Consider the following 20113-nt stretch of genomic DNA (forward strand, 5'->3'; position numbering starts at 1 on the left):
GGAGATACGCACGAGGCCACCATTTGGGTGCAAAAAATCGAAGAAAAATTGCATCCGTCGCCAGCGCGTTGCGCCTACTGCACGTCGCTCTCCACCTGCGGCGGATGCAGCCGCAGGCGTTTCACGTGGGTTTCGTCACCCGCTGTGACTTCAATCCTCCAGCCGCTCGCATGTTCCAGCACAGTGCCGACCGGCGGCACGGCTTCGGCCAGCACAAAGGCCAACCCGCCCAGCGTATCGACCGCTTCCTCGACTTCCGCCAGCCGCGGGTCGACCTTTTCGGCAACGTCGTCGAGTTCGGCGCGGGCATCGCAATCCCACATCCCCTCGCCAATCGCCACGATCAGGTCTTCGGGCGCGTCGTCGTGTTCATCCTCGATATTGCCGACGATTTCCTCGACCAGATCCTCGATTGTGATGAGCCCGTCAGTGCCCGAGAATTCATCGACCACGATCGCCAGATGCACCCGCCGCGCGCGCATGTCGGCCAGCACATCCAGCGCCCCGCGCGCCTGCGGAACATACAGCGGCTGCCGCAGCAGCACCGTCCAGTCGTCAGGCGCAGGGGTGCCGTTGGCCAGGAAAGGGAACACGTCCTTGATGTGGATCATCCCGATCACGTCATCCAGTGTCTCGCGATAGACCGGCATGCGTGAATGGCCGTGTTCGCTGAATGCCGCCACCATTTCGGCCCAGCTGATCGACGCTTCGACCGCGATGATCTCTCCGCGCGGCACGGCGACGTCATCGGCATCGTGATCGGAGAAGTGCAGCAGGTTGCGCAGCATCTGCCGCTCTACCCGTGACAGGTCGCCGGGCGTATCACTGCTGTCGTCGGAACCGGACGAACCGTTCTCGTCCTCGTGCTCGTCGATCGCTTCTTCAAGCTGTTCGCGCAAGGATCGCGCGCCTTCGAGCTTCAGGATCTTGCGCAGGGCAGGCCAAAGCCCGCCGCTACTGTCCGCGTCTCCCGAAGAAGATGCGGAAGATGGGGAATCGGCCATGGCCTTAGTCAACGCTCCTTGCAGTGTTCATGCGCCATATGGGTCGTTGATACCCAGTTTTGCAAGTATCGCGGTTTCAATAGCCTCCATTTCGTCGGCCTGTGCGTCGCTTTCGACGTGATCGTGACCCGCCAGGTGCAGCAATCCATGGACGATCAGATGCGCCGCATGGCTCTCGAGCGGCACGCCCTTGTCCGCCGCCTCGCGCGCGCAGGTTGCATACGCCAGCGCGATATCGCCCAGCATCACCGGTGGACCACCGGGGGCCAGATCGTCCAACTCCTCGCGTTCGAGCATCGGGAAACTGAGCACATTGGTCGGCTTGTCGCGTGCCCGCCATTCGCGGTTGAGGCTGTGCACTTCTGTGTCCGACGTGAACAGGATGCTGGCGATCAGCCGCGGATTGGCCAGCAGCGGCTCGCCCTCCCCCACGGCGCGCACCGCACGCTCCGCCAGTGCTTCCCAATCGCCATCCGGCCAACCTTCGATGTCGCAATCAAGCTGCATGGCGCGCCTGTAGGAGACACATGAGACACTGTACAGGAACCGAAAACCCGCCCTGCCCAGCCGGGTATTTGGCAGAGGCAGATAAAGGCAGGTAATCGGCGCGGATCATGCTGCGGCCGATAGCGTGTCGGCTTACGGTAGGAAAGGGCGGCAGCTTGCCAGCCGGTCTCGCCCGAAAAGGAACAAAACTGCGCAAACGCGTTCACCTCTCATGCTGTTCGATGACTTTTATGACCTTCTGCGGGTGGCGGTGGTATCGCTGCTGGCCTATGCCGCGCTGGTGATGGTCCTGCGGCTGGCGGGCAAGCGATCGCTGGCGAAGCTCAATGCGTTCGATCTGGTGGTCACGGTCGCGCTGGGTTCGACGCTGGCGACGGTGCTGCTCAGTTCCGATGTCGCCTTGCTGGAAGGGCTGCTGGCCTTTGTCATGCTGGCGCTGCTGCAATGGGTCGTGTCCCGCCTGTCGATCACATCGCAGACCTTCCGCAACCTCGTGCGCAGCCAGCCGCGCCTGCTGTTCGAAGACGGGCATTACCGCACGCAGGCAATGGCCGACGAACGCGTGACCAAGGACGAAATGGAGGCCGCGATCCGTTCCTCCGGGGTCGCCCATCTGGAAGATGTCGCCGCCGTTGTGTTGGAAACCGACGGAAGCCTGAGCGTGATCAAGGGTTCCGAAAAACCGTTGACCGTGCTGGACAGCGTCCGGCGGTAGGTCAGGCTACGACCCCTCGCCTTCATAGGCTTCGACGATCCGGCCCACGATCGGATGGCGCACCACGTCGGCGACGGTGAAGCGGATCGTGCCGAAGCCTTCGATATCCTCCAGCCGGGCAACCGCATCGTTCAACCCGCTGTTGGTCGGGCCGCCCGGAATATCGACCTGCTTGGGATCGCCGCAGATCACCATCCGGCTGTTCTGGCCGAAGCGGGTGAGGAACATCTTCATCTGTTCGCGCGTGGTGTTCTGCGCTTCGTCGAGGATGACGAAGGCATCGGCCAGCGTGCGCCCGCGCATGAAGGCGATCGGCGCGATTTCGATCTCGCCCGAGGCAATGCGCCGCTCCACCTGTTCGGGGGGCATGCAGTCGTTCAGCGCATCATATAACGGGCGCAGATAGGGATCGACCTTGTCTTTCATGTCGCCGGGCAGGAAGCCGAGTTTCTCCCCCGCCTCCACCGCCGGACGCGACAGGATCAGGCGTTGGACGCTTCCGGTAATCAGCTGACTGACCGCCTGCGCCACCGCGATATAGGTCTTGCCGGTGCCTGCCGGACCAAGCGCGAAGATGATATCGTCCTTGGCGAGGCTGCGCATGTAATCGATCTGGGTCGCAGACCGGGGCACGATGGTTTTCTTGCGCGTGCGGATCATGATCGGCGGGCCATCGACGTCGCCGGAAATTATCCCTTCCAGCGTCGGTTCGTTCGACATTGCGATCAGCGATTCGATTGCGCCGCTATCGAGTGCTTCGCCGCGCGCCAGCCTGTCGTACATGGTGGTGAGCGTTTCGCGGGCGCGGGCGACATCGTCCTCCGGCCCTTCGATCACCACCTGATGCCCGCGTGCGTGAATATACACGCCGAGCCGGTTTTCGACCTGCACCAGATTGGCATCGAACTGCCCGAACAGCGGGCCGAGCAGCGATTGGTTCTCGAAGGTCAGTTCCAGCCGGGCGCGCCGGGGAACGGAAATGCCGCGAGGATCGGGCGAAAGAGCCGGGTGTTCGGCACGGGAGGGTCGTCGGCCCATAGGTTCCTTTGCATGAGGCCGAAGAAGAATTCCCGGCCCACGAGTCGGAAAGGTAAGCACGCCTCCCGCCAAAGCAAGCTGGCAGCGACGAGATGGCGGTGGAAAGTCACCGAGTTGCAACTTGGGAAGTCGGCTGGAGTCAGACTGGCGCTCAGGCCGGAAGGATCGCGCGAACCTGTCCCATCAACGAATTCGGCCCTGCTTCGGCGATGGTGACTTCGACCAGATCGCCAATGGCGTAGTCGCCCTCAAACCACACCGATTGGAGCCACGGCGACTTGCCGAGCCATTGGCCGGGGTTGCGCCCGGTGCGTTCGACCAGCACGCGGCAGGTCTTGCCGACGCTGGCTTTGTTGAAGGCGAACTGATGGTGGGCGATGCGTGCTTGCAGGCGTTGCAGGCGTTCGTCCATGACCTCGGGCGCGATCTGGCCGTCCATTGTTGCGGCGGGCGTGCCGGGTCGCGGCGAGTATTTGAAGCTGAAGGCGTGGGCGTAGCCGACTTGATCGACGATCCGCAGTGTGTCTTCGAACTCCGCCTCGGTTTCGCCGGGGAAGCCGACGATGAAATCGCCCGAAAGCGCAATATCGGGGCGGACGGCGCGGAACTTCTCCAGCAGCTTGAGGTAGCTTTCCGCTGTGTGCTGGCGGTTCATCGCCTTCAGCACCCGGTCGCTGCCGCTCTGCACGGGAAGGTGTAGATAGGGCATCAGCTTGGGCACTTCGCCATGCGCGGCGATCAGGGCTTCGTCCATGTCGTTGGGGTGGCTGGTGGTGTAGCGGATGCGCTCCAGCCCGTCGATGTCGGCGAGCGCGTGGATCAGGCCTGCGAGTCCCGCAGCCCTGCCCTTCTCGTCCTCGCCCGACCATGCGTTGACGTTTTGCCCGAGCAAGGTGATCTCGCACGCACCGGTTTCGACCAGTTTGCGCGCTTCGGCGACCAGATGGCTGAACGGCCGCGAGATTTCCGCGCCGCGGGTGTAGGGCACCACGCAATAGGTGCAGAACTTGTCGCAGCCTTCCTGCACGGTGAGGAAGGCGCTCGGCCCGCGTTTCTTGCGTTGGGGGAGCGCGTCGAACTTGGCGATGGCGGGCATGTCGGTATCGGTCGCGCGCTCGCCGCTTGCCGCCTTGTCGAGCATCTCGGGCAGGCGGTGATAGGCCTGCGGGCCGACCACGATGCTGACCGCCGGCGCGCGCGCCATGATCTCCTCGCCCTCGGCCTGCGCAACGCAGCCCGCGACCGCGATCAGGGGCTGCTTGCCTGCTTTGTTGCCCGCCTTCACCAGGCGGCCGATGTCCGAATAGACCTTCTCGGCGGCTTTCTCGCGGATGTGGCAGGTGTTGAGGATGACGAGGTCCGCCTCCTCGCCCTCGGGCGCGGGCTGGATGCCGCGTTCGCCCAGCAATTCGGCCATGCGCTCGCCATCATAGACGTTCATCTGGCAGCCGAAGCTTTTGACCCGGTAGGTCTGGGGAGGCGCGGAGGGTTTCATGAGGGGTGAGCCTTTAGCGACTTCGAGGAACATGTTCAACGAAACGAGGGCAAATCTCTGTCGCGAAAAACGTGTCCCAAAAAGTAGCCGAACGCCCACCCGAGCCAGTTCAGCCACTCCACTAACATTGCGGCTATGACCGACCACCCCACGATATTGACGGCCTCCGTCGGATCACGCGCCACCATAACGAGGACCTGAGCCACGTATATCCAGAAGGGCAAGGGCCAAAAGATCGCTCCTCGCAACCATCGCGGCCATCTGAAACGCGGTACCACGTATCGGGCTGCGAGGAACGCCAGCAGCCCTGTCGCTATCGCGTAAATCAAGGCCATCCAAGACATCGCGACTCTTGCTTAAGCAACCGTCGCCTTGACGATCTTGCCCGGTGCGCGCGGCGGTTCGCCCTTCGGAAGCGCGTGGACGTGTTCCATCCCGCTCTCGACCACGCCCCACACGGTGTACTGCTTGTCGAGGAAGCGCGCATCGTCGAGGCAGATGAAGAACTGCGAATTGGCGCTGTCGGGGTTCTGCGAGCGCGCCATCGAGCACACGCCTTCGACGTGGGGTTCGGCGTTGAATTCGGCCTTCAGGTCGGGCTTGTCGCTGCCACCCATGCCGGTGCCGGTCGGATCGCCGCCCTGCGCCATGAAGCCGTTGATGACACGGTGGAAGATCACGCCATCATAGAAGCCTTCGCCCGCCAGTTCGGCGATGCGCTCGACATGGCCGGGGGCCAGATCGGGACGCAGCTTGATCACGACGTCCTTGGGCTCGCCCCCGTCTTCATTGGCGCCGGTGTCGAGGGTGAAGGTGAGGGTGTCGGCCATTATCGTGTCTCCTGAATGAATTTGGCCGCTTCTATAGCGTGCGAGGCGTGACTGTCACCCTCCCCGCTTGCTTTTCGACCCTCCCCGCCTAAACGCCTGCATATGGCTGACGATCGCATCCCCGAAGACGATCTGCTGATCGCCGACCCCGCTGCGGAGTCGGCGACCGAATCGACTGAGATCGAGGTGCGCCCGGACGACCGCGTCGACGATGAACGTCATGACGAGGAAAACCGGCTCAAGCCCGAATATGTCAGCGCCGTCCACTTGGCACTGGAAGCAGGCGACAAGGGCGCGGTCTATGACCTGGTCGAACCGCTCCACGCCGCCGACATCGCCGACCTGATCGAACTGCTCGACCGGTCGGAACGCGCGCAGCTCGCCTCGGCCATCAGCGATCTGATGACCGGCGACGTGATCGCGGAACTCAACGATTACGTCCGCGAAGACCTGATGGACACGCTGTCCGCGCACGCGGTCGCCACCATCGCCGAACAGCTCGACACCGACGACGCGGTGCAGCTGATCGAGGATCTCAACGAGGCCGATCAGCGCGCCGTGATGGCCGAGCTGGAGCCGGAAACCCGCGCCGCCGTTTCCAGCGCGCTTGCCTATCCCGAAGAAACCGCAGGCCGGTTGATGAGCCGCGATTTCGTGGCGGTTCCCGAACATATGACGGTCGGCAACCTGATCGACTTCCTGCGCGAGGAAGGCGATCTCAGCCACGATTTCTTCGAAGTCTTCATCATCGACGAACGCCACCACCCGGTCGGCACCTGCGCGCTAAATTGGGTGCTCACCACCCCGCGCTCCGTGCGCCTGACCGATCTGATGAAGCGCGACCAGACCCTGATCCCGGTGACGATGGATCAGGAGGAGGTCGCGCTGATGTTCCAGAAATATGCGCTGATTTCGGCCGCCGTGGTGGACGAAAGCGGGCGGCTGGTCGGGCAGATGACGGTCGACGACGTGGTCCACATCATCTCCGAAGAAGCGGGCGAGGATGCGCTGCTGATGTCGGGCGCGGGCGACGGCGACATCAACGAACCTCTGCGCGAGGCCTATTCCAGCCGGGTGCGCTGGCTGATCGCCAATCTCGGCACGGCGGTGGTGGCATCGGCAATCATCGCGTTTTTCGGGGCGGCGATCGAATCGCTGGTGGCCTTGGCGGTCCTCATGCCGATCGTCGCCAGCATCGGCGGCAATGCCGGCACGCAGACGATGGCGGTGGCAGTGCGCGCGATTGCGACCAACCAGCTCACCCGCGCCAACACGCGGCGAATATTGTGGCGGGAGTTTCGCGTCGCGCTGCTCAATGGCGGTACGATTGCGCTGTTGATCGGTTTGGCCGCCGGGCTGTTGTTCTCGCCGATGATGGGCGTGGTGATCGCGCTCGCCATGGTCATCAATATCGGCGTCGCGGGGCTGGCGGGCGTGCTGGTGCCGGTAATATTCGAACGGCTGGATCAGGACCCGGCGGTGGCTTCATCTGTGTTCGTGACGATGATTACGGATTCGATGGGGTTCTTCGCGTTTCTGGGGCTGGCTGTGGCGGCTGGGCTCGCTCCGCTATAAACGCTCCGCTGTGATCCTCTCTGCACGAACCACACGGCTCGCAATACCGCGCAAACTCGCTAGATTGGCCCCATGCCGCTCCACATGACCAAGATCGCGTTCGGCGCGAAAAGCTATGAAGATCTCGCCGGATGGTATGCCAATCACGAGCGGGACCGCAGCGAAATCCGCCTGACCACCCGCAACCGCCCGACCCGGCACGCCGAGTTGGTGGGCGGATCGCTGTACTGGATTCTCAACCACGCACTGGTGGCGCGTTCGACGATCCTCGGCTTCGAGAAGACCGAGGACGGGCGCTGGGACATCTGCCTCGAGCCTGTGCTGGTGCGGGTCCATCCGCAGGGCAAGCGCGCGCATCAGGGCTGGCGTTACCTGACCGAGGGCAAGGCTCCGCGCGATCTGGATGCGGGCGAGGATATCGGCGATGCCCTGCCCGGCAAGCTGGCGGCCAAGCTGGAGCGGCTGGGGCTGGTCTGACCGTTACTGGCCTGGTCTGATCTTACTGGATCGTGCGGCCCTGCCGGATCAGCTGCGCCAGCCGCGCGCTGGTGCCATCAAGGCTGCGCCTCGCGTGATCCGCACCGACCGAGGCCGCCGTCGCCGTCGCTTCGGCGAACAAACGCCCACCGACCGAAACCACCACCAGATGTCCGGGCGCGGCCTTGCGGCTGATCTCCACCGCTTCGCGCAGGCGGGTGAGTGCGCGCTGCCGCGGCAGGGCATCCGACAGGCCGATATCGACCGCGTCGTGATCCTGCGCGGCGACCTGATTGGCGAGCGCTTCCTTGGTCTGCGGAAAGGCCATTTCCACCCGCCAGCCGGCATCGGTGAACTGGTCGGCGAGCATGGTCGTGCCCAGCATGTGCGGCTCGCCCGGCGCGGTTGCCAGCAGGATCGAATAGCGGCTGCGGCGCAGGGTGCTGGTGCAGGCATGGGTGCGCACCGCGTGTCCGGCCAGTTGCAGCATGCTGAGCCCGATGGTCAGGTCGATCTCGCTGCACCGATCGGCCAGCCAGGCATCGCCCATCGCGCGGGCGACCGGCTCGATCAGGTGAGCGACGATATCGTCCGCGCTCCAGCCCTGTTCGGCGATGCTGGCAAGCAGGGCGTTGATCCGCGTGTCATCTGCTTCAAGCGCGATCTGCACCAGCCCCGGCACGTAATGCGCCAGCGCATGCGGCGCGAGATCGCTGGAGCGCGATGGGCGGGCCAGGCCCTGTTCGCGGCTGTAGAGCAGCAGATCCCAGTTCGAGAACAACCGGCTGGAGACCATGTGGTCGGTAAGGATTTCGATGTCGCTGTGGCGTTGATCGCGCAGGATCGATGCCCATACCACTTCCAGCGCCTCGGGCGGGCCTTCCAGCGTCTGCAGGAACCGGCCATTGTCATAGAGCAACATGCCGGTCACGCCGAGGCTGCGATTGCGCTGCTGCGCCCGCGCCACCATCTGTTTGAGATCAGTTTCCGAAGGCCGCGAGACAGCGCGGCTCTGGTAGGTGAGACAGCCGATCCAGGCGCCTACGCCCGCAACCACCGATTCCGTATGCACGTGCATTGCATCCTCCCCTCGACCGATCGGGATGCACGGGTTTACCGAATGAGCTTCTTTGTGGCCCTTTGCGATAACCCGTTGGACGATCCCCATCCGCGGAATTACTCAAATTCGAGAGGTGAGCCGATCACGGCAAAGCAACCGGCCCCCTCACAGACCTGTCGCGCCACCGGCACAACAGAACCGGAAGAAGCACAGGTTCACCTATGATAAAGAGAAGGTCAATCCTTAAAAGGGATTCACCGTGGATATGGGGCGCTCCACCACGACAGAGTCTGGTTATCGTGCGCCGATGTCCACACGCCTGCGGGGGTGTAACGCAGTGCGCCGCTGCCCACAACGTCGCCGAGTCGCCCGCGGATTGCGAGGGTTTCGGCATCGATCACCACCAGCGTCTGATCATCGGTTGTGCGCAGCCACACCGCGCCATCACCAGTATCGATATCGCCCCATTTCAGATTGTCGCCGACCTTGGTGCGGCCCGCCACGGCGAGCGACTCGGGATCGACCTTGGCCACGGTGCCATCGCCCTGCTCCTGCACCCACACCGCGCCTTCGCCCGCAACGAGGAAGCCCGGCGTATCGCCAAGCGCGACCGTGCCGACCACGGTGTTGGTGGCGGGGTCGATTTTCTGTAACAGCTTGCCTTCGCTGCTGACCGCCCAGATCGCATCGAAGCCGAACGCAAGATACCAGGTTTCCGGCGCAACATCGATGGTGGCGATCACCGCGTTGGTGGCAGGGTCGATCCGCGCGACCTTGCCCGCCGGATCGCTCGCCACCCACACCGACCCTGCGCCCGCGACCACGTTGGTTTCGCCCTTGGGGTTGGCGAGGCCGCTGGCGACGGTGGCTTCGAGCGTCGCTGTTTCGAGGTTGATGCGGTAGATTTCCGCACCCTTGCAATTGGCGACCCACAGCGACCCTTCGGCAATCGCCATCGTGCCGCAGGGGCGCGGGACGGCGAAGCTGGCGAGCTTTTCGGTGGTCGACCACTGTTCCACCCGGCCATCATTCGTGACCCACACCGTGTCGCCATCGACCGCAAGAAAATCGGCGAAGCCGGGGACTTCCAGCGCCTTTTCCACCAGATCGGGCGCGGGGCCGGTCGCGGACGGCGGCGGTTCTTCCGCAGCGCAGGATGCCAGCAGGGCCGAAGCCATGACGATCGAAAGAGGGCGTGCTGCCGGAGGTCTGACCATCGCAATCCTTTCCAAGATCGGCCGGAAACGTGGGTGGGCCAAACAGGCGCATCCCGACCATAATGACACATGGGTTAGACATATTACATTTCTGCGCAATCGTAATAATTCCCCATAGACAAATGGTGCGGATGGGGTGATGCTGCGATTGCGAAAGGAAACCGACTCATGCTCCATCAGCTTCGCCGCGCGGCCAGCTTCCTGCTCATCACCTGCGCGCTGGCGGTGGCGGCCTGCTCCCCTTCCGCCGAAGAAGCGGCCGAGCCGCGCACCGACTTCGACATTGGCTGGTCGATCTATGCCGGGTGGATGCCATGGCCCTATGCCCAGCAGGCCGGGATCGTCGACAAGTGGGCCGACAAGTACGGTATCGAAATCAACTTCGTGCAGGTCAATGACTATGTCGAGTCGGTCAACCAGTACACTGCTGGCAAGCTTGACGGGGTGACAGTCGCCAACATGGACGCGCTCACCATCCCGGCCGCGGGCGGGAAGGATACCAGCGCGATCATTCTGGGCGATTATTCCAACGGCAATGATGCGGTGCTGCTGAAGGACGCGAACAATGTGGCGGCGATCAAGGGCCGCGATGTCTACCTGGTCGAACTGTCGGTGTCGCATTACCTGCTGGCCCGCGCACTGGAAGAAAGCGCGCTGGCGATGACCGACGTGAAAACGATGAACACCTCGGACGCGGACATTGCAGGCGCCTTCGCCTCGCCGCAGATCACTGCCGCTGTGGCGTGGAACCCGCAGGTCACCACCATGAAGGAGGTCGCCGGAACCACCGCCGTCTTCACATCGGCCGATATTCCGGGCGAGATCCTCGATCTGCTGGTGGTGGACACCGCCACGCTGAAGGCCAACCCGAACCTTGGCAAGGCGCTGGCGGGCATCTGGTACGAAACCATGGCGCTGATGGCGAAAGACGATGCCGAAGGCGCAGCCGCGCGCGCAGCGATGGCCAAGCTGGCCGGCACCACGCCCGAAGCCTTCGAAGGGCAGCTGGCCACCACCTTCCTCTATACCGATCCCGCAGCGGCAGTGGCGGCAATGGCATCGCCCGATCTCGTCACCACCATGACCCGCGTGCGCGACTTCAGCTTTGCCCAAGGGCTGTTCGGTCAGGGTGCACGCTCGGCCGACGCGGTCGGCATGGCGTTTCCGGGCGGCAAGGCGCTGGGCGACACAGACAATATCACCCTGCGGTTCGATCCCACCTTCATGCAGATGGCAGCGGACGGGGCGCTCTGAGGGCTGCGGGGGCGGATAGCAGGACGCTGACCAGATGCGCTGGGTAAATCGCACGATCTGGCGGGGCAATGCGCTGCTGCTGGGCGCGCTGCCGCTGGCACTGCTGGCTCTGACCTACATCATCGCCGCCGCCAGCCGCAATGCCGCCAATCCTTCCGACAAGATCCTGCCACTGCCCGGCGCCATGATCGAGGCGATGGCGGTGCTGGTGTTCGAAGCCGATCCGCTGTCCGGCCAATATCTGTTCTGGGCGGATACGCTGGCCAGCCTGCAACGGCTGGGGTTCGGGCTGGGCATCGCCACACTGTCGGCGCTGCTGGTCGGGCTGGTGCTGGGCGCGCTGCCGCCGGTGCGGGCGACCTTCGGGCCGACGGTAACGGCCATCGCGGTAATCCCGCCGATCGCGCTGCTGCCGATCCTGTTCATCGTCTTCGGCCTCGGCGAAACCGCCAAGGTCGCGCTGATCGTGATCGGCATCACGCCGTTCATGATCCGCGATGTCGCGGGCCATATCGCCGCCCTGCCGCGCGAGCAGGTGGTGAAGGCGCTGACGCTGGGTGCATCGAGCTGGCAACTGCTGCTGCGCGTCGCGCTGCCGCAGGCGATGCCGCGCCTGATCCAAAGCTTGCGGCTCTCGCTCGGCCCGGCTTGGGTGTTCCTGATCTCGGCCGAGGCGATCGCGGCGGACGTGGGCCTTGGCTACCGCATCTTTCTCGTCCGGCGTTACCTCGCGATGGACGTGATCCTGCCCTATGTCGCGTGGATCGCGCTGCTGGCCGTGGCGATCGACTTCCTGCTCACCCGCACCAGCCGCAGCCTGTTCGGCTGGGCGCACAAGGCAGGGCATTGATACGATGCTGAGCCTCAACAACCTGTGGGTCGAATATGGCGAGAAGGTCGTGCTCGAACGCATATCGCTCGACATTGCCGAAGGCGCGTTCGTGTCGATCATCGGGCCGTCCGGCGCGGGCAAGAGCAGCCTGCTGCGCGTCATCCTCGGACAGGACCAGCCGAGCCGGGGCACCATTCTGCTCGACGACAAGCCGCTGCCCGCTGAATGCGGGCCGGATCGCGGGGTGGTGTTCCAGCGCTATTCGGTGTTCCCGCATCTGACGGTGCTGGGCAACACGATGCTGGGGCTTGAGTTTGCCGGAGCGCCCTTCACCGCCCGACTCTTCGGCAGCGCGCGCCGCGCGGCCATCGCGCAGGCCGAAGAAATGCTGGCGGCGGTCGGCCTTTCGGACAGCCTGAACCTTTACCCTTCCGAAATGTCGGGCGGGATGCAGCAGCGCCTCGCCATCGCGCAGGCGCTGATCAAACGGCCGCGCATCCTGTTGCTGGATGAACCCTTCGGCGCGCTCGATCCGGGTATCCGCACCGATATGCACGCGCTCATCACCCGGCTGTGGCGCGAATTCGGCCTGACGATCGTCATGGTCACCCACGACATCAAGGAAGCCTTCGGCCTCGGCACGCGGGTGCTCACGCTCGACAAGCGCCGCCACGATCCGCACGCGCCGAACCGCTATGGCGCAGGGGTGATCTACGACATCGCATTGACGCGCAGAATGGCGGCGGAAGCAGATCTTGAAGCTGGTATTACGATTGACAAGAATGGTAATAATTGAGATGGTTTCCGCATGAGCACCGAGCCTTCCCGTCTTGCCCGACTCAGCATGAGCCTTCCCGCTGACCTGTTCCGGCAGCTGGACATGATGGTCGACGAACGCGGCCTGCCATCCCGCTCGCAACTGATCGCCGAACTGATCCGCCATGCGCTGGCCGAGCATGAGGCGCTGACCCGGCCTGACGATATGCTCGCGGGCACGGTAACGATTGTCTACGCCGGCAGCGGCGGACGGGTGCGCCAGCAACTGGCTGAAACGCAGTCCGATTACCTGAAAGAGGTGATCTCCTCGCAGCACGTGTTCCTCGAACAGGACCAGTCGCTGGAAGTGCTGCTGGTGCAGGGCCCAGCGGTGCGGCTGAAGCAGCTGTGCGACGCTCTGCGCACCATCAGGGGCGTGCAGCAATTGCAGCTGGTCACCACCACCGCGCTGTTGCCGCCGCTGCACGAGCAGGACGACGCCGCGCCCGCCACCGGACAGGAGGCCGCCGAATGAGCGCGAATCTCGCCGATCCGAAAGCCGCGCGCGATCATGCCCGCGCGCAAGGCGGCACGCGGGTGGAGGCGATGCCGACCCTGCCGCCTGCCGCCGACGATCTGCCCGACGGCGTATCGCCTGACGATCTGCTGTGGGAAGAAACGATCGCGCCGGGCGGCTATGCCTCCCGCCGGATCGCGCGCGGCACGCGGCTGCGGCTGATCGATACCGGTGGCGATGCCTGCGCTTCGCTGAACATCTTCAATGCCGAACTGCCGACCGAACGGCTGAATGTCGCGGACACGGTGAAGGTCCAGTGGAACGCCTATCTCGGCGCGGGCAAGCTTCTGCTGGGCGACATGGGCCGGGTACTGGCGACCATTATCGCCGACGATGCCGAAACCCACGATGCGTTCTGCGGCACCTCCAACGCCGCCACCAATGCCGCGAAATACGGCGAAGGGCGCAATTCCGGCGCATTCCCCAACGGGCGCGACCGGTTGATTTTGGGCGCGGCCAAGCACGGGCTGACCCGGCGCGATGTCCATCCGTGTGTGAACCTGTTCAAAGGCACAAAGATCGAAGCCGACGGCGCCATCACACCGGTCATCGGCCCCTTCGCACCGGGACGCAGCGTCATCCTGCGCGCCGAGATGGATGTGATCGTGGTGCTCGCCAACTGCCCCCATGTCCGCGATCCGCGCGCTGAATGGCACTCCACCCCGCTGCGCATCACCGCGTGGCGCGGGCCAGTGACCTCCGAAGACGATCCCTCGCGCAACGCCGCGCCAGAAGCCACGCGCGCCTTCCTCAATGTCGAGGACTACTACCGCCGCTGAGCAGGAAGCACGAAACCCAATGACTGACGACCCGGCCCTCTCCGGCCTTTCCGGTGCCATTGTTCACGACGAAATCGTCCCCGCCCGCGCTCCGTGGCTGCACCATGTCGCAGCAGGGCAGACGCTGCGGATCGTCGATGTCGAAGGCAATCAGGCGGTCGATTTCCTGATCTATGCCGGCGCCGATGATGCCGAGCGTTACTCGGCGCAGGATACGGTCGCGGCGCAGGGCAACCTGTTCCTGCGCACCGGCACCGTGTTGCTGTCGAACGAAGGCAATCCGATGATGACCATCACCGGCAGCGCGGTGGATTACCACGATACCATTGGCGGCGCGTGTTCGTGCGAATCCAATACCTTGCGCTACGGCCATCACACCAAGTCGCAGCACGCCTGCGTCGAGAACTTCCTCGAAGCCAACCTGTGGGAAGGGCGCGGCAAGCGTGACATGGTGCCCAACATCAACTTCTTCATGAACGTGCCGGTCGAGGATGACGGGACGCTCGGCATCGTCGACGGCATTTCCGCGCCCGGCCTCACGGTCGATCTGCGCGCCGAAATGGACGTGATTGTGGTGGTGTCGAACTGCCCGCAGATCAACAATCCCTGCAACGCCTTCAATCCCACGCCTGTGCGCATGATCGTTACCGCATGAGTTTCGATACCGTTCTGGTGGCGAACCGGGGCGCCATCGCCACCCGGATCATTCGCACGCTGCAGCGCATGGGCCTGCGTTCGGTTGCAGTCTATTCCGAGGCCGACGCCGGGTCGCTTCATGTCGCGCAGGCCGATGTGGCGGTGCGCATCGGCCCCGCGCCTGCCAGCGAAAGCTATCTCGATGTCGCGGCGATCCTGAAGGCGGCGAAGGATACCGGCGCGGGCGCGATCCATCCGGGTTACGGTTTCCTTGCCGAAAACGCCGATTTCGCCGAGGCCTGCGCGGCGGCGGGCATCGCCTTCATAGGCCCGACGCCGGACAATATTCGCACCTTCGGCCTCAAACATTCCGCCCGCGCGCTGGCCGCCGCGCATGACTTGCCGCTGGCGCCCGGCACAGGGCTGTTGACGGACGAGGACGAAGCTGCCGAAGCCGCTGCGCGGATCGGCTATCCGGTGATGCTCAAGGCGACCGCAGGCGGCGGCGGCATCGGGATGCGAATCTGCGCCGATGAAGCCGCATTGCGCGAAGGCTTTGCCACAGTCGTGCGGCAGGGCGAGGCGAGTTTCGGCGATGCGGGCGTGTTCCTTGAACGCTACATCGCCAATGCCCGCCATATCGAGGTGCAGATCTTCGGCGACGGCGCGGGCCGCGTCATGCCGCTGGGCGAGCGCGACTGTTCGCTGCAACGCCGCAATCAGAAGGTGGTCGAGGAAGCCCCCGCCCCGTGCCTGTCCGACACCAACCGTGCCGAACTGATCGCGGCGGCCGTGCGGCTGGGCGAGGCGGCGGGCTATCTCTCCGCCGGCACAGTCGAATTCCTGTTCGATGCCGACCGCGCCGAGTTCTTCTTCCTCGAAATGAACACAAGGCTGCAGGTCGAACACGGCGTCACCGAGGAGGTGATGGGGATCGATCTGGTCGAATGGATGATCCGCGGCGCAGCGGATGATTTCACCTTCCTCGATGCCCCTGCGCCCACGCCGAAGGGCCACGCGGTGCAGGTGCGGCTTTATGCCGAAGACCCGGCGCTCGATTACCGCCCGACCACCGGCACGCTCACCAATGTCGCCTTCCCCAAGGATATCCGGGCCGAGACATGGGTGATGGCGGGCAGCAATGTCAGCGCATGGTACGACCCGATGCTGGCCAAGCTGATCGTCCATGCCGGAACCCGCGCGGATGCGATTGCGGCGATGCAGCGTGCGCTGGGGGCGAGCCGGATCGACGGGATCGAGACCAACCTGCGCTGGTTGCGCGATGTGCTGCGCGAGCCGGGCTTCATCAGCGGCGATGTGACCACCCGGCTGCTTGCCGGGGTTGCACACCGGCCTGCCAGTATCCGGGTGATTTCGGGCGGCACTTCGACCACAGTGCAGGATTGGCCCGGACGGCTGGGCCTGTGGAATGTGGGTGTGCCGCCGTCGGGGCCGATGGACGATTGCTCGCTGCGGCTCGGCAATCTGCTGCTCGGCAATCCGGAGGGCACCGCCGGGCTGGAGATTACCGCCAGTGGGCCGACATTGCTGTTCGAGAGCGCGGCACGCATCTGCCTGACCGGCGCGGATTGCGGCGCGAAGCTTGATGGCCAGCCTGTCGCGATCGGCGTGCCGATCGACATCGCCGCCGGGCAGACGCTCACCATGGGCCGGGTCTCGGGCGGAGGGATGCGCGGATACATCCTGTTCGCGGGCGGGCTGGATATTCCGGCCTATCTCGGCAGCGCGAGCACCTTCACTCTCGGCCAGTTTGGCGGCCATGCAGCGCGGCCGCTGGTCGCGGGCGATGTGCTGCATCTGGGGCAGGCGAAAACGGCGGTGCCTGCCGTGGCCGAGAGCCTGCCAGAGCTTGGCAAAAGCTGGACCTTGCGCGTACTCTACGGCCCGCACGGCGCGCCCGATTTCTTCACGGCCGACGATATCGCCCGCTTCCTCGAAGCCGATTGGCAAGTGCATTACAATTCCAACCGCACCGGCGTGCGCCTCGTCGGCCCCAAACCCGAATGGGCGCGGCGCGACGGGGGCGAGGCGGGGCTGCATCCGTCGAACATTCACGACAATCCCTACGCCATCGGCGCTGTGGACTTTACCGGTGACATGCCGATTATCCTCGGGCCGGACGGGCCATCATTGGGCGGCTTCGTGTGCCCCTTCACCGTGATCGCGGCGGACCGCTGGAAGATCGGGCAGCTTGCGCCCGATGACCGGGTGCGCTTTGTCCCCGTGAGCATCGCTGACGCCATGACGGCCAACGCCGCCCCCCTCACCGCTGCGCCACCGCCCACCCCTGGCCGAACCATCGCCGAACTCTCGCCGATCCTCGCCGAAACGCCTGCCGAGGGCGCGCGCCCGCGCACCACCTATCGCCAGCAGGGCGACCGCAACATCCTCGTCGAATATGGCGATATCGTACTCGATATCGAGCTGCGCATCCGCGTCCATGCGCTGATGCGGGCGCTGGAGGACGCCGCCCTGCCCGGCGTGATCGATATCACCCCCGGCATCCGCTCGCTGCAACTGCATTTCGACGGCAAGGTGCTCGATCAGCCGCGCGCCCTCGCCGCCTTGATGCAGGCCGAGCAAGCAATGGGCGATCTCGATGATTTCACCATCCCTTCGCGCATCGTCCACCTGCCGCTGAGCTGGCGCGATCCGGCGATCACCGAAACCATCGAGAAATACATAGCCGCCGTGCGCGACGATGCGCCGTGGTGCCCCGACAATATCGAGTTCATCCGCCGCATCAACGGCCTGCCGGATAGTGATGCGGTCGAGAACCTGATCTTCGATGCCAGCTATCTCGTGCTCGGTTTGGGCGACGTTTACCTCGGCGCGCCGGTCGCCACGCCGGTCGATCCGCGCCACCGGCTTGTCACCACCAAATACAATCCGGCACGCACCTGGACCCCGCCCAACGTGGTCGGGATCGGCGGGGCGTATATGTGCATCTACGGGATGGAGGGGCCGGGCGGATACCAGCTGTTCGGGCGCACCATTCAGGTGTGGAACACGCACCGGCAGACCGATGCCTTCGTCGATGGTAAGCCGTGGCTGCTGCGCTTTTTCGACCAGATCCGTTTCTACCCCGTCTCCGCCGAAGAACTGGCGGAATGGCGGCGCGATTTTCCCACCGGGCGCCGCTCGATCCGGATCGAGCAGAGCACCTTCCGCCTCGCCGATTACCGCGCCTTTCTGGCCAACAATGCCGACAGCATCGCCGCCTTCGAGAGCGCCCGACAGGCCGCCTTCGATTCCGAACGCGCCGCGTGGGAGGCCTCGGGCGAGTTCGACCGCGTCACCGATCTGCTCGCCGAGGATACGCCTGCCGAGGCTGCAATCGAAATTCCCGAGGGCGCCGACCTCATCGAGGCCCCCTTCGGCGGGTCAGTGTGGAAACTGCTGGTCGGCCCCGGCGACATAGTGGAAGCGGGCGACGTGATCGCAGTGATCGAGGCGATGAAGATGGAATGCCCGTTCGAAAGCCCGGCCGGCGGCACCATCGCCGCGCTTTACATCACAGAGCGCCAGTCGCTGCAGCCCGGCGCGCCGATGCTGGCCTTGAGGAGAGCGCCATGACCGCGCCGGAGCGTCTTTCCGCTGGTGCCATCGCCGCCGCCGTCAACGGGCGCGAGACCAGCGCGCTCGCAGTGATGGAAGCCACGCTCGCCCGCCTTGCCGCCTATGACGCGATCCAGCCGCAGGTGTGGATCAGCCGCGCCGCGCCCGATGATCTGCTGGCAGCTGCCCGCGCCATCGATGCGCGCGTGGCCGCGGGCGAGAACTTGCCGCTCGCAGGCGTGCCTTACGCGGTAAAGGACAATATTGACGTGGCGGGGTTCGCCACCACCGCCGCCTGCCCCGCCTTCGCCTATCGGCCGGAACGATCCGCTGGGGTGATCGAACGGCTGGAAAGCGCGGGCGCGATCTGCGTTGGCAAGACCAATCTCGATCAGTTCGCCACCGGACTTGTCGGTACGCGCAGCCCGCACGGCGCGCCGCGCAATACCTCCAACCTTGCCTATGTCAGCGGCGGTTCCAGCTCCGGCTCCGCGGTAGTGGTGGCGGCAGGCCTGGTCGCCTTTGCGCTCGGCACCGACACGGCGGGATCGGGGCGCGTGCCGGCCGCCTTCAATCACCTCGTCGGCCTCAAGCCCAGCAAGGGCCGCTGGAGCACGCGCGGGTTGGTCCCCGCCTGCCGCAGCATCGATTGCATCACGGTGTTCACAGACGCGCTCGGCGATGCGCGGCTGGTCGACAGCGTGGTGGCGAGCTTCGATCCCGCAGACCCCTTCTCCCGGCCACATGCCGATGCGCCGATCTCCGGCAAGCGCATCGGTATTCCCCGGCCCGATCAGCTTGTGTTCTTCGGCGATCTGCAATCGGAAGAACTCTACGCCCGCGCCCTGGATGTGCTGGCGAAGGATGCCGAACTGATCGCAATCGACATCGAACCGCTGCTCGAAGCCGCGCAGCTGCTCTATGGTGGCCCGTGGGTGGCCGAGCGTACCGCCGCGCTCGAAACGTTGTTGCGCAACAACCCCGAAGCCATCGACCCGGTCGTGCGCAGCGTGGTGGAGCCGGGGCTGGATATCAGCGCGGTGGAGGTGTGGAACGGCATCTACCGCCTCGCCGAACTCGCCCGCCATGCCGAGGCGCTGTGGGACAATGTCGATGCGCTCGCCTTCCCCACCACCGGCACCACCTACCGCGTTGCCGAGCTTGCCGCTGCGCCCATCGCGCTCAACAGCAATCTCGGGCGCTACACCAATTTCGTGAACCTGCTCGACATGGCGGCGGTCGCGGTTCCGGCGGGCGCGCGCACCAACGCCACTGGCTTCGGCATCACCCTGATCGGCCCGGCGCATAGCGATCTGGCGCTGATCGACTTGGCCGAATCCTACCTCGCCGCCGCCGCCCTGCCCGCCCTGCCCCCGCTCGATACCGGAGACCACATGGACACGATCAAACTCGCCGTCGTCGGCGCTCACCTTGAAGGCATGCCGCTGCACTGGCAGCTGACCAGCCGGGACGCGAAATTCGTCGGCGCCTTCACCACCGCGCCGAATTACCGGCTTTATGCCCTGGCCGATTCTGTTCCGCCCAAGCCTGCGCTGGTACACAGCGCGGAAGGCGCGGCGATCGCGCTGGAGGTGTACGAGCTCGACATGGCCGCATTCGGCAGCTTCGTCGCCGAAGTGCCGCCGCCGCTCGCGATCGGCACGGTCACGCTGTCCGACGGCACCAGCGTCAAGGGGTTCGTGGCAGAGCCGCGCGCACTTGACGGGGCGCAGGATATCACTCACCTCGGTGGCTGGCGCGCTTATATCGGGGGGCTGTAAT

18 protein-coding genes are annotated in these 20113 nt (G+C 64.9%); 11 read left to right on the top strand and 7 right to left on the bottom strand.

The genetic code is table 11. The features are described 5' to 3' along the window. Positions 1–74: 74 nt before the first annotated feature. Both J3454_RS11775 and ybeY read right to left on the bottom strand, forming a co-directional pair. Positions 75–1004, bottom strand: coding sequence for a hemolysin family protein (locus tag J3454_RS11775; RefSeq protein WP_349513975.1), 930 nt, complete (start codon positions 1002–1004; stop codon positions 75–77). Positions 1005–1031: 27 nt separating this feature from the next. After that, the gene (ybeY, locus tag J3454_RS11780) at positions 1032–1511 is read right to left on the bottom strand and encodes an rRNA maturation RNase YbeY (protein WP_349513976.1); all 480 of its coding nucleotides are present in this window, start codon (positions 1509–1511) and stop codon (positions 1032–1034) included. A 211-nt stretch (positions 1512–1722) separates the two neighbouring features. Here ybeY and J3454_RS11785 point away from each other — a divergent pair, with 211 nt between their 5' ends. Then, entirely contained in the window at positions 1723–2226 is a 504-nt protein-coding gene (locus J3454_RS11785; RefSeq protein ID WP_349513977.1) for a DUF421 domain-containing protein, read from the top strand. A gap of 6 nt (positions 2227–2232) precedes the next feature. Here J3454_RS11785 and J3454_RS11790 read toward each other — a convergent pair whose 3' ends face one another. From J3454_RS11790 to J3454_RS11800, 3 genes are all read right to left on the bottom strand, one after another. Next, a complete protein-coding gene (locus tag J3454_RS11790) occupies positions 2233–3264 on the bottom strand; it encodes a PhoH family protein (RefSeq protein WP_349513978.1) in 1032 nt (343 codons plus the stop codon). A gap of 151 nt (positions 3265–3415) precedes the next feature. Then, positions 3416–4759: a tRNA (N6-isopentenyl adenosine(37)-C2)-methylthiotransferase MiaB gene (gene miaB / locus J3454_RS11795; protein WP_349513979.1), complete on the bottom strand. Its 1344-nt coding sequence runs from the start codon at positions 4757–4759 to the stop codon at positions 3416–3418. Between the two features lie 356 nt (positions 4760–5115). Beyond that, on the bottom strand, positions 5116–5589 hold the full coding sequence (locus J3454_RS11800) for a peptidylprolyl isomerase (RefSeq protein ID WP_349513980.1): 474 nt from the start codon (positions 5587–5589) through the stop codon (positions 5116–5118). A gap of 102 nt (positions 5590–5691) precedes the next feature. On the opposite strand from J3454_RS11800, the gene mgtE reads away from it, so the two are divergent. Both mgtE and J3454_RS11810 read left to right on the top strand, forming a co-directional pair. Next, positions 5692–7164, top strand: coding sequence for a magnesium transporter (gene mgtE, locus J3454_RS11805; protein WP_349513981.1), 1473 nt, complete (start codon positions 5692–5694; stop codon positions 7162–7164). 72 nt (positions 7165–7236) lie between these two features. After that, complete coding sequence (locus tag J3454_RS11810; RefSeq protein ID WP_296720550.1) at positions 7237–7641, top strand: DUF1489 family protein; 405 nt, start codon at positions 7237–7239, stop codon at positions 7639–7641. Positions 7642–7663: 22 nt separating this feature from the next. On the opposite strand, the gene J3454_RS11815 is transcribed toward J3454_RS11810, so the two are convergent. Beyond that, entirely contained in the window at positions 7664–8719 is a 1056-nt protein-coding gene (locus tag J3454_RS11815; RefSeq protein ID WP_349513982.1) for a BLUF domain-containing protein, read from the bottom strand. A gap of 236 nt (positions 8720–8955) precedes the next feature. Continuing rightward, positions 8956–9918 (bottom strand): Vgb family protein, encoded by a 963-nt coding sequence (locus J3454_RS11820; RefSeq protein ID WP_349513983.1) that lies wholly within the window; start codon positions 9916–9918, stop codon positions 8956–8958. A gap of 168 nt (positions 9919–10086) precedes the next feature. On the opposite strand from J3454_RS11820, the gene J3454_RS11825 reads away from it, so the two are divergent. The 8 genes from J3454_RS11825 to atzF are packed head-to-tail and all read left to right on the top strand — an operon-like array spanning position 10087 to position 20112. Then, positions 10087–11172: a putative urea ABC transporter substrate-binding protein gene (locus tag J3454_RS11825; protein WP_349513984.1), complete on the top strand. Its 1086-nt coding sequence runs from the start codon at positions 10087–10089 to the stop codon at positions 11170–11172. A 34-nt stretch (positions 11173–11206) separates the two neighbouring features. Next, on the top strand, positions 11207–12022 hold the full coding sequence (locus J3454_RS11830) for an ABC transporter permease (RefSeq protein ID WP_349513985.1): 816 nt from the start codon (positions 11207–11209) through the stop codon (positions 12020–12022). 4 nt (positions 12023–12026) lie between these two features. After that, a complete protein-coding gene (locus tag J3454_RS11835) occupies positions 12027–12800 on the top strand; it encodes an ABC transporter ATP-binding protein (RefSeq protein WP_502878592.1) in 774 nt (257 codons plus the stop codon). A gap of 12 nt (positions 12801–12812) precedes the next feature. After that, positions 12813–13295, top strand: a complete 483-nt coding sequence (locus J3454_RS11840) for a CopG family ribbon-helix-helix protein (protein ID WP_349513986.1) — start codon at positions 12813–12815, stop codon at positions 13293–13295. After that, a complete protein-coding gene (locus J3454_RS11845) occupies positions 13292–14116 on the top strand; it encodes an urea amidolyase associated protein UAAP1 (protein WP_349513987.1) in 825 nt (274 codons plus the stop codon). Before J3454_RS11840 ends, J3454_RS11845 begins: the two co-directional genes overlap by 4 nt. A 19-nt stretch (positions 14117–14135) precedes the next feature. Further along, positions 14136–14771 carry an urea amidolyase associated protein UAAP2 gene (locus tag J3454_RS11850; RefSeq protein ID WP_349513988.1) on the top strand — a complete coding sequence of 212 codons (636 nt, stop codon included), beginning with the start codon at positions 14136–14138 and terminating at the stop codon, positions 14769–14771. After that, positions 14768–18349 (top strand): urea carboxylase, encoded by a 3582-nt coding sequence (gene uca, locus J3454_RS11855; protein ID WP_349513989.1) that lies wholly within the window; start codon positions 14768–14770, stop codon positions 18347–18349. The genes J3454_RS11850 and uca overlap by 4 nt, the downstream gene beginning before the upstream one ends. Continuing rightward, the gene (atzF, locus tag J3454_RS11860) at positions 18346–20112 is read left to right on the top strand and encodes an allophanate hydrolase (protein WP_349513990.1); all 1767 of its coding nucleotides are present in this window, start codon (positions 18346–18348) and stop codon (positions 20110–20112) included. The genes uca and atzF overlap by 4 nt, the downstream gene beginning before the upstream one ends. Position 20113 lies beyond the last annotated feature (1 nt).

This window comes from Erythrobacter sp. NFXS35 (assembly GCF_040148725.1).
Lineage (GTDB): Bacteria > Pseudomonadota > Alphaproteobacteria > Sphingomonadales > Sphingomonadaceae > Erythrobacter.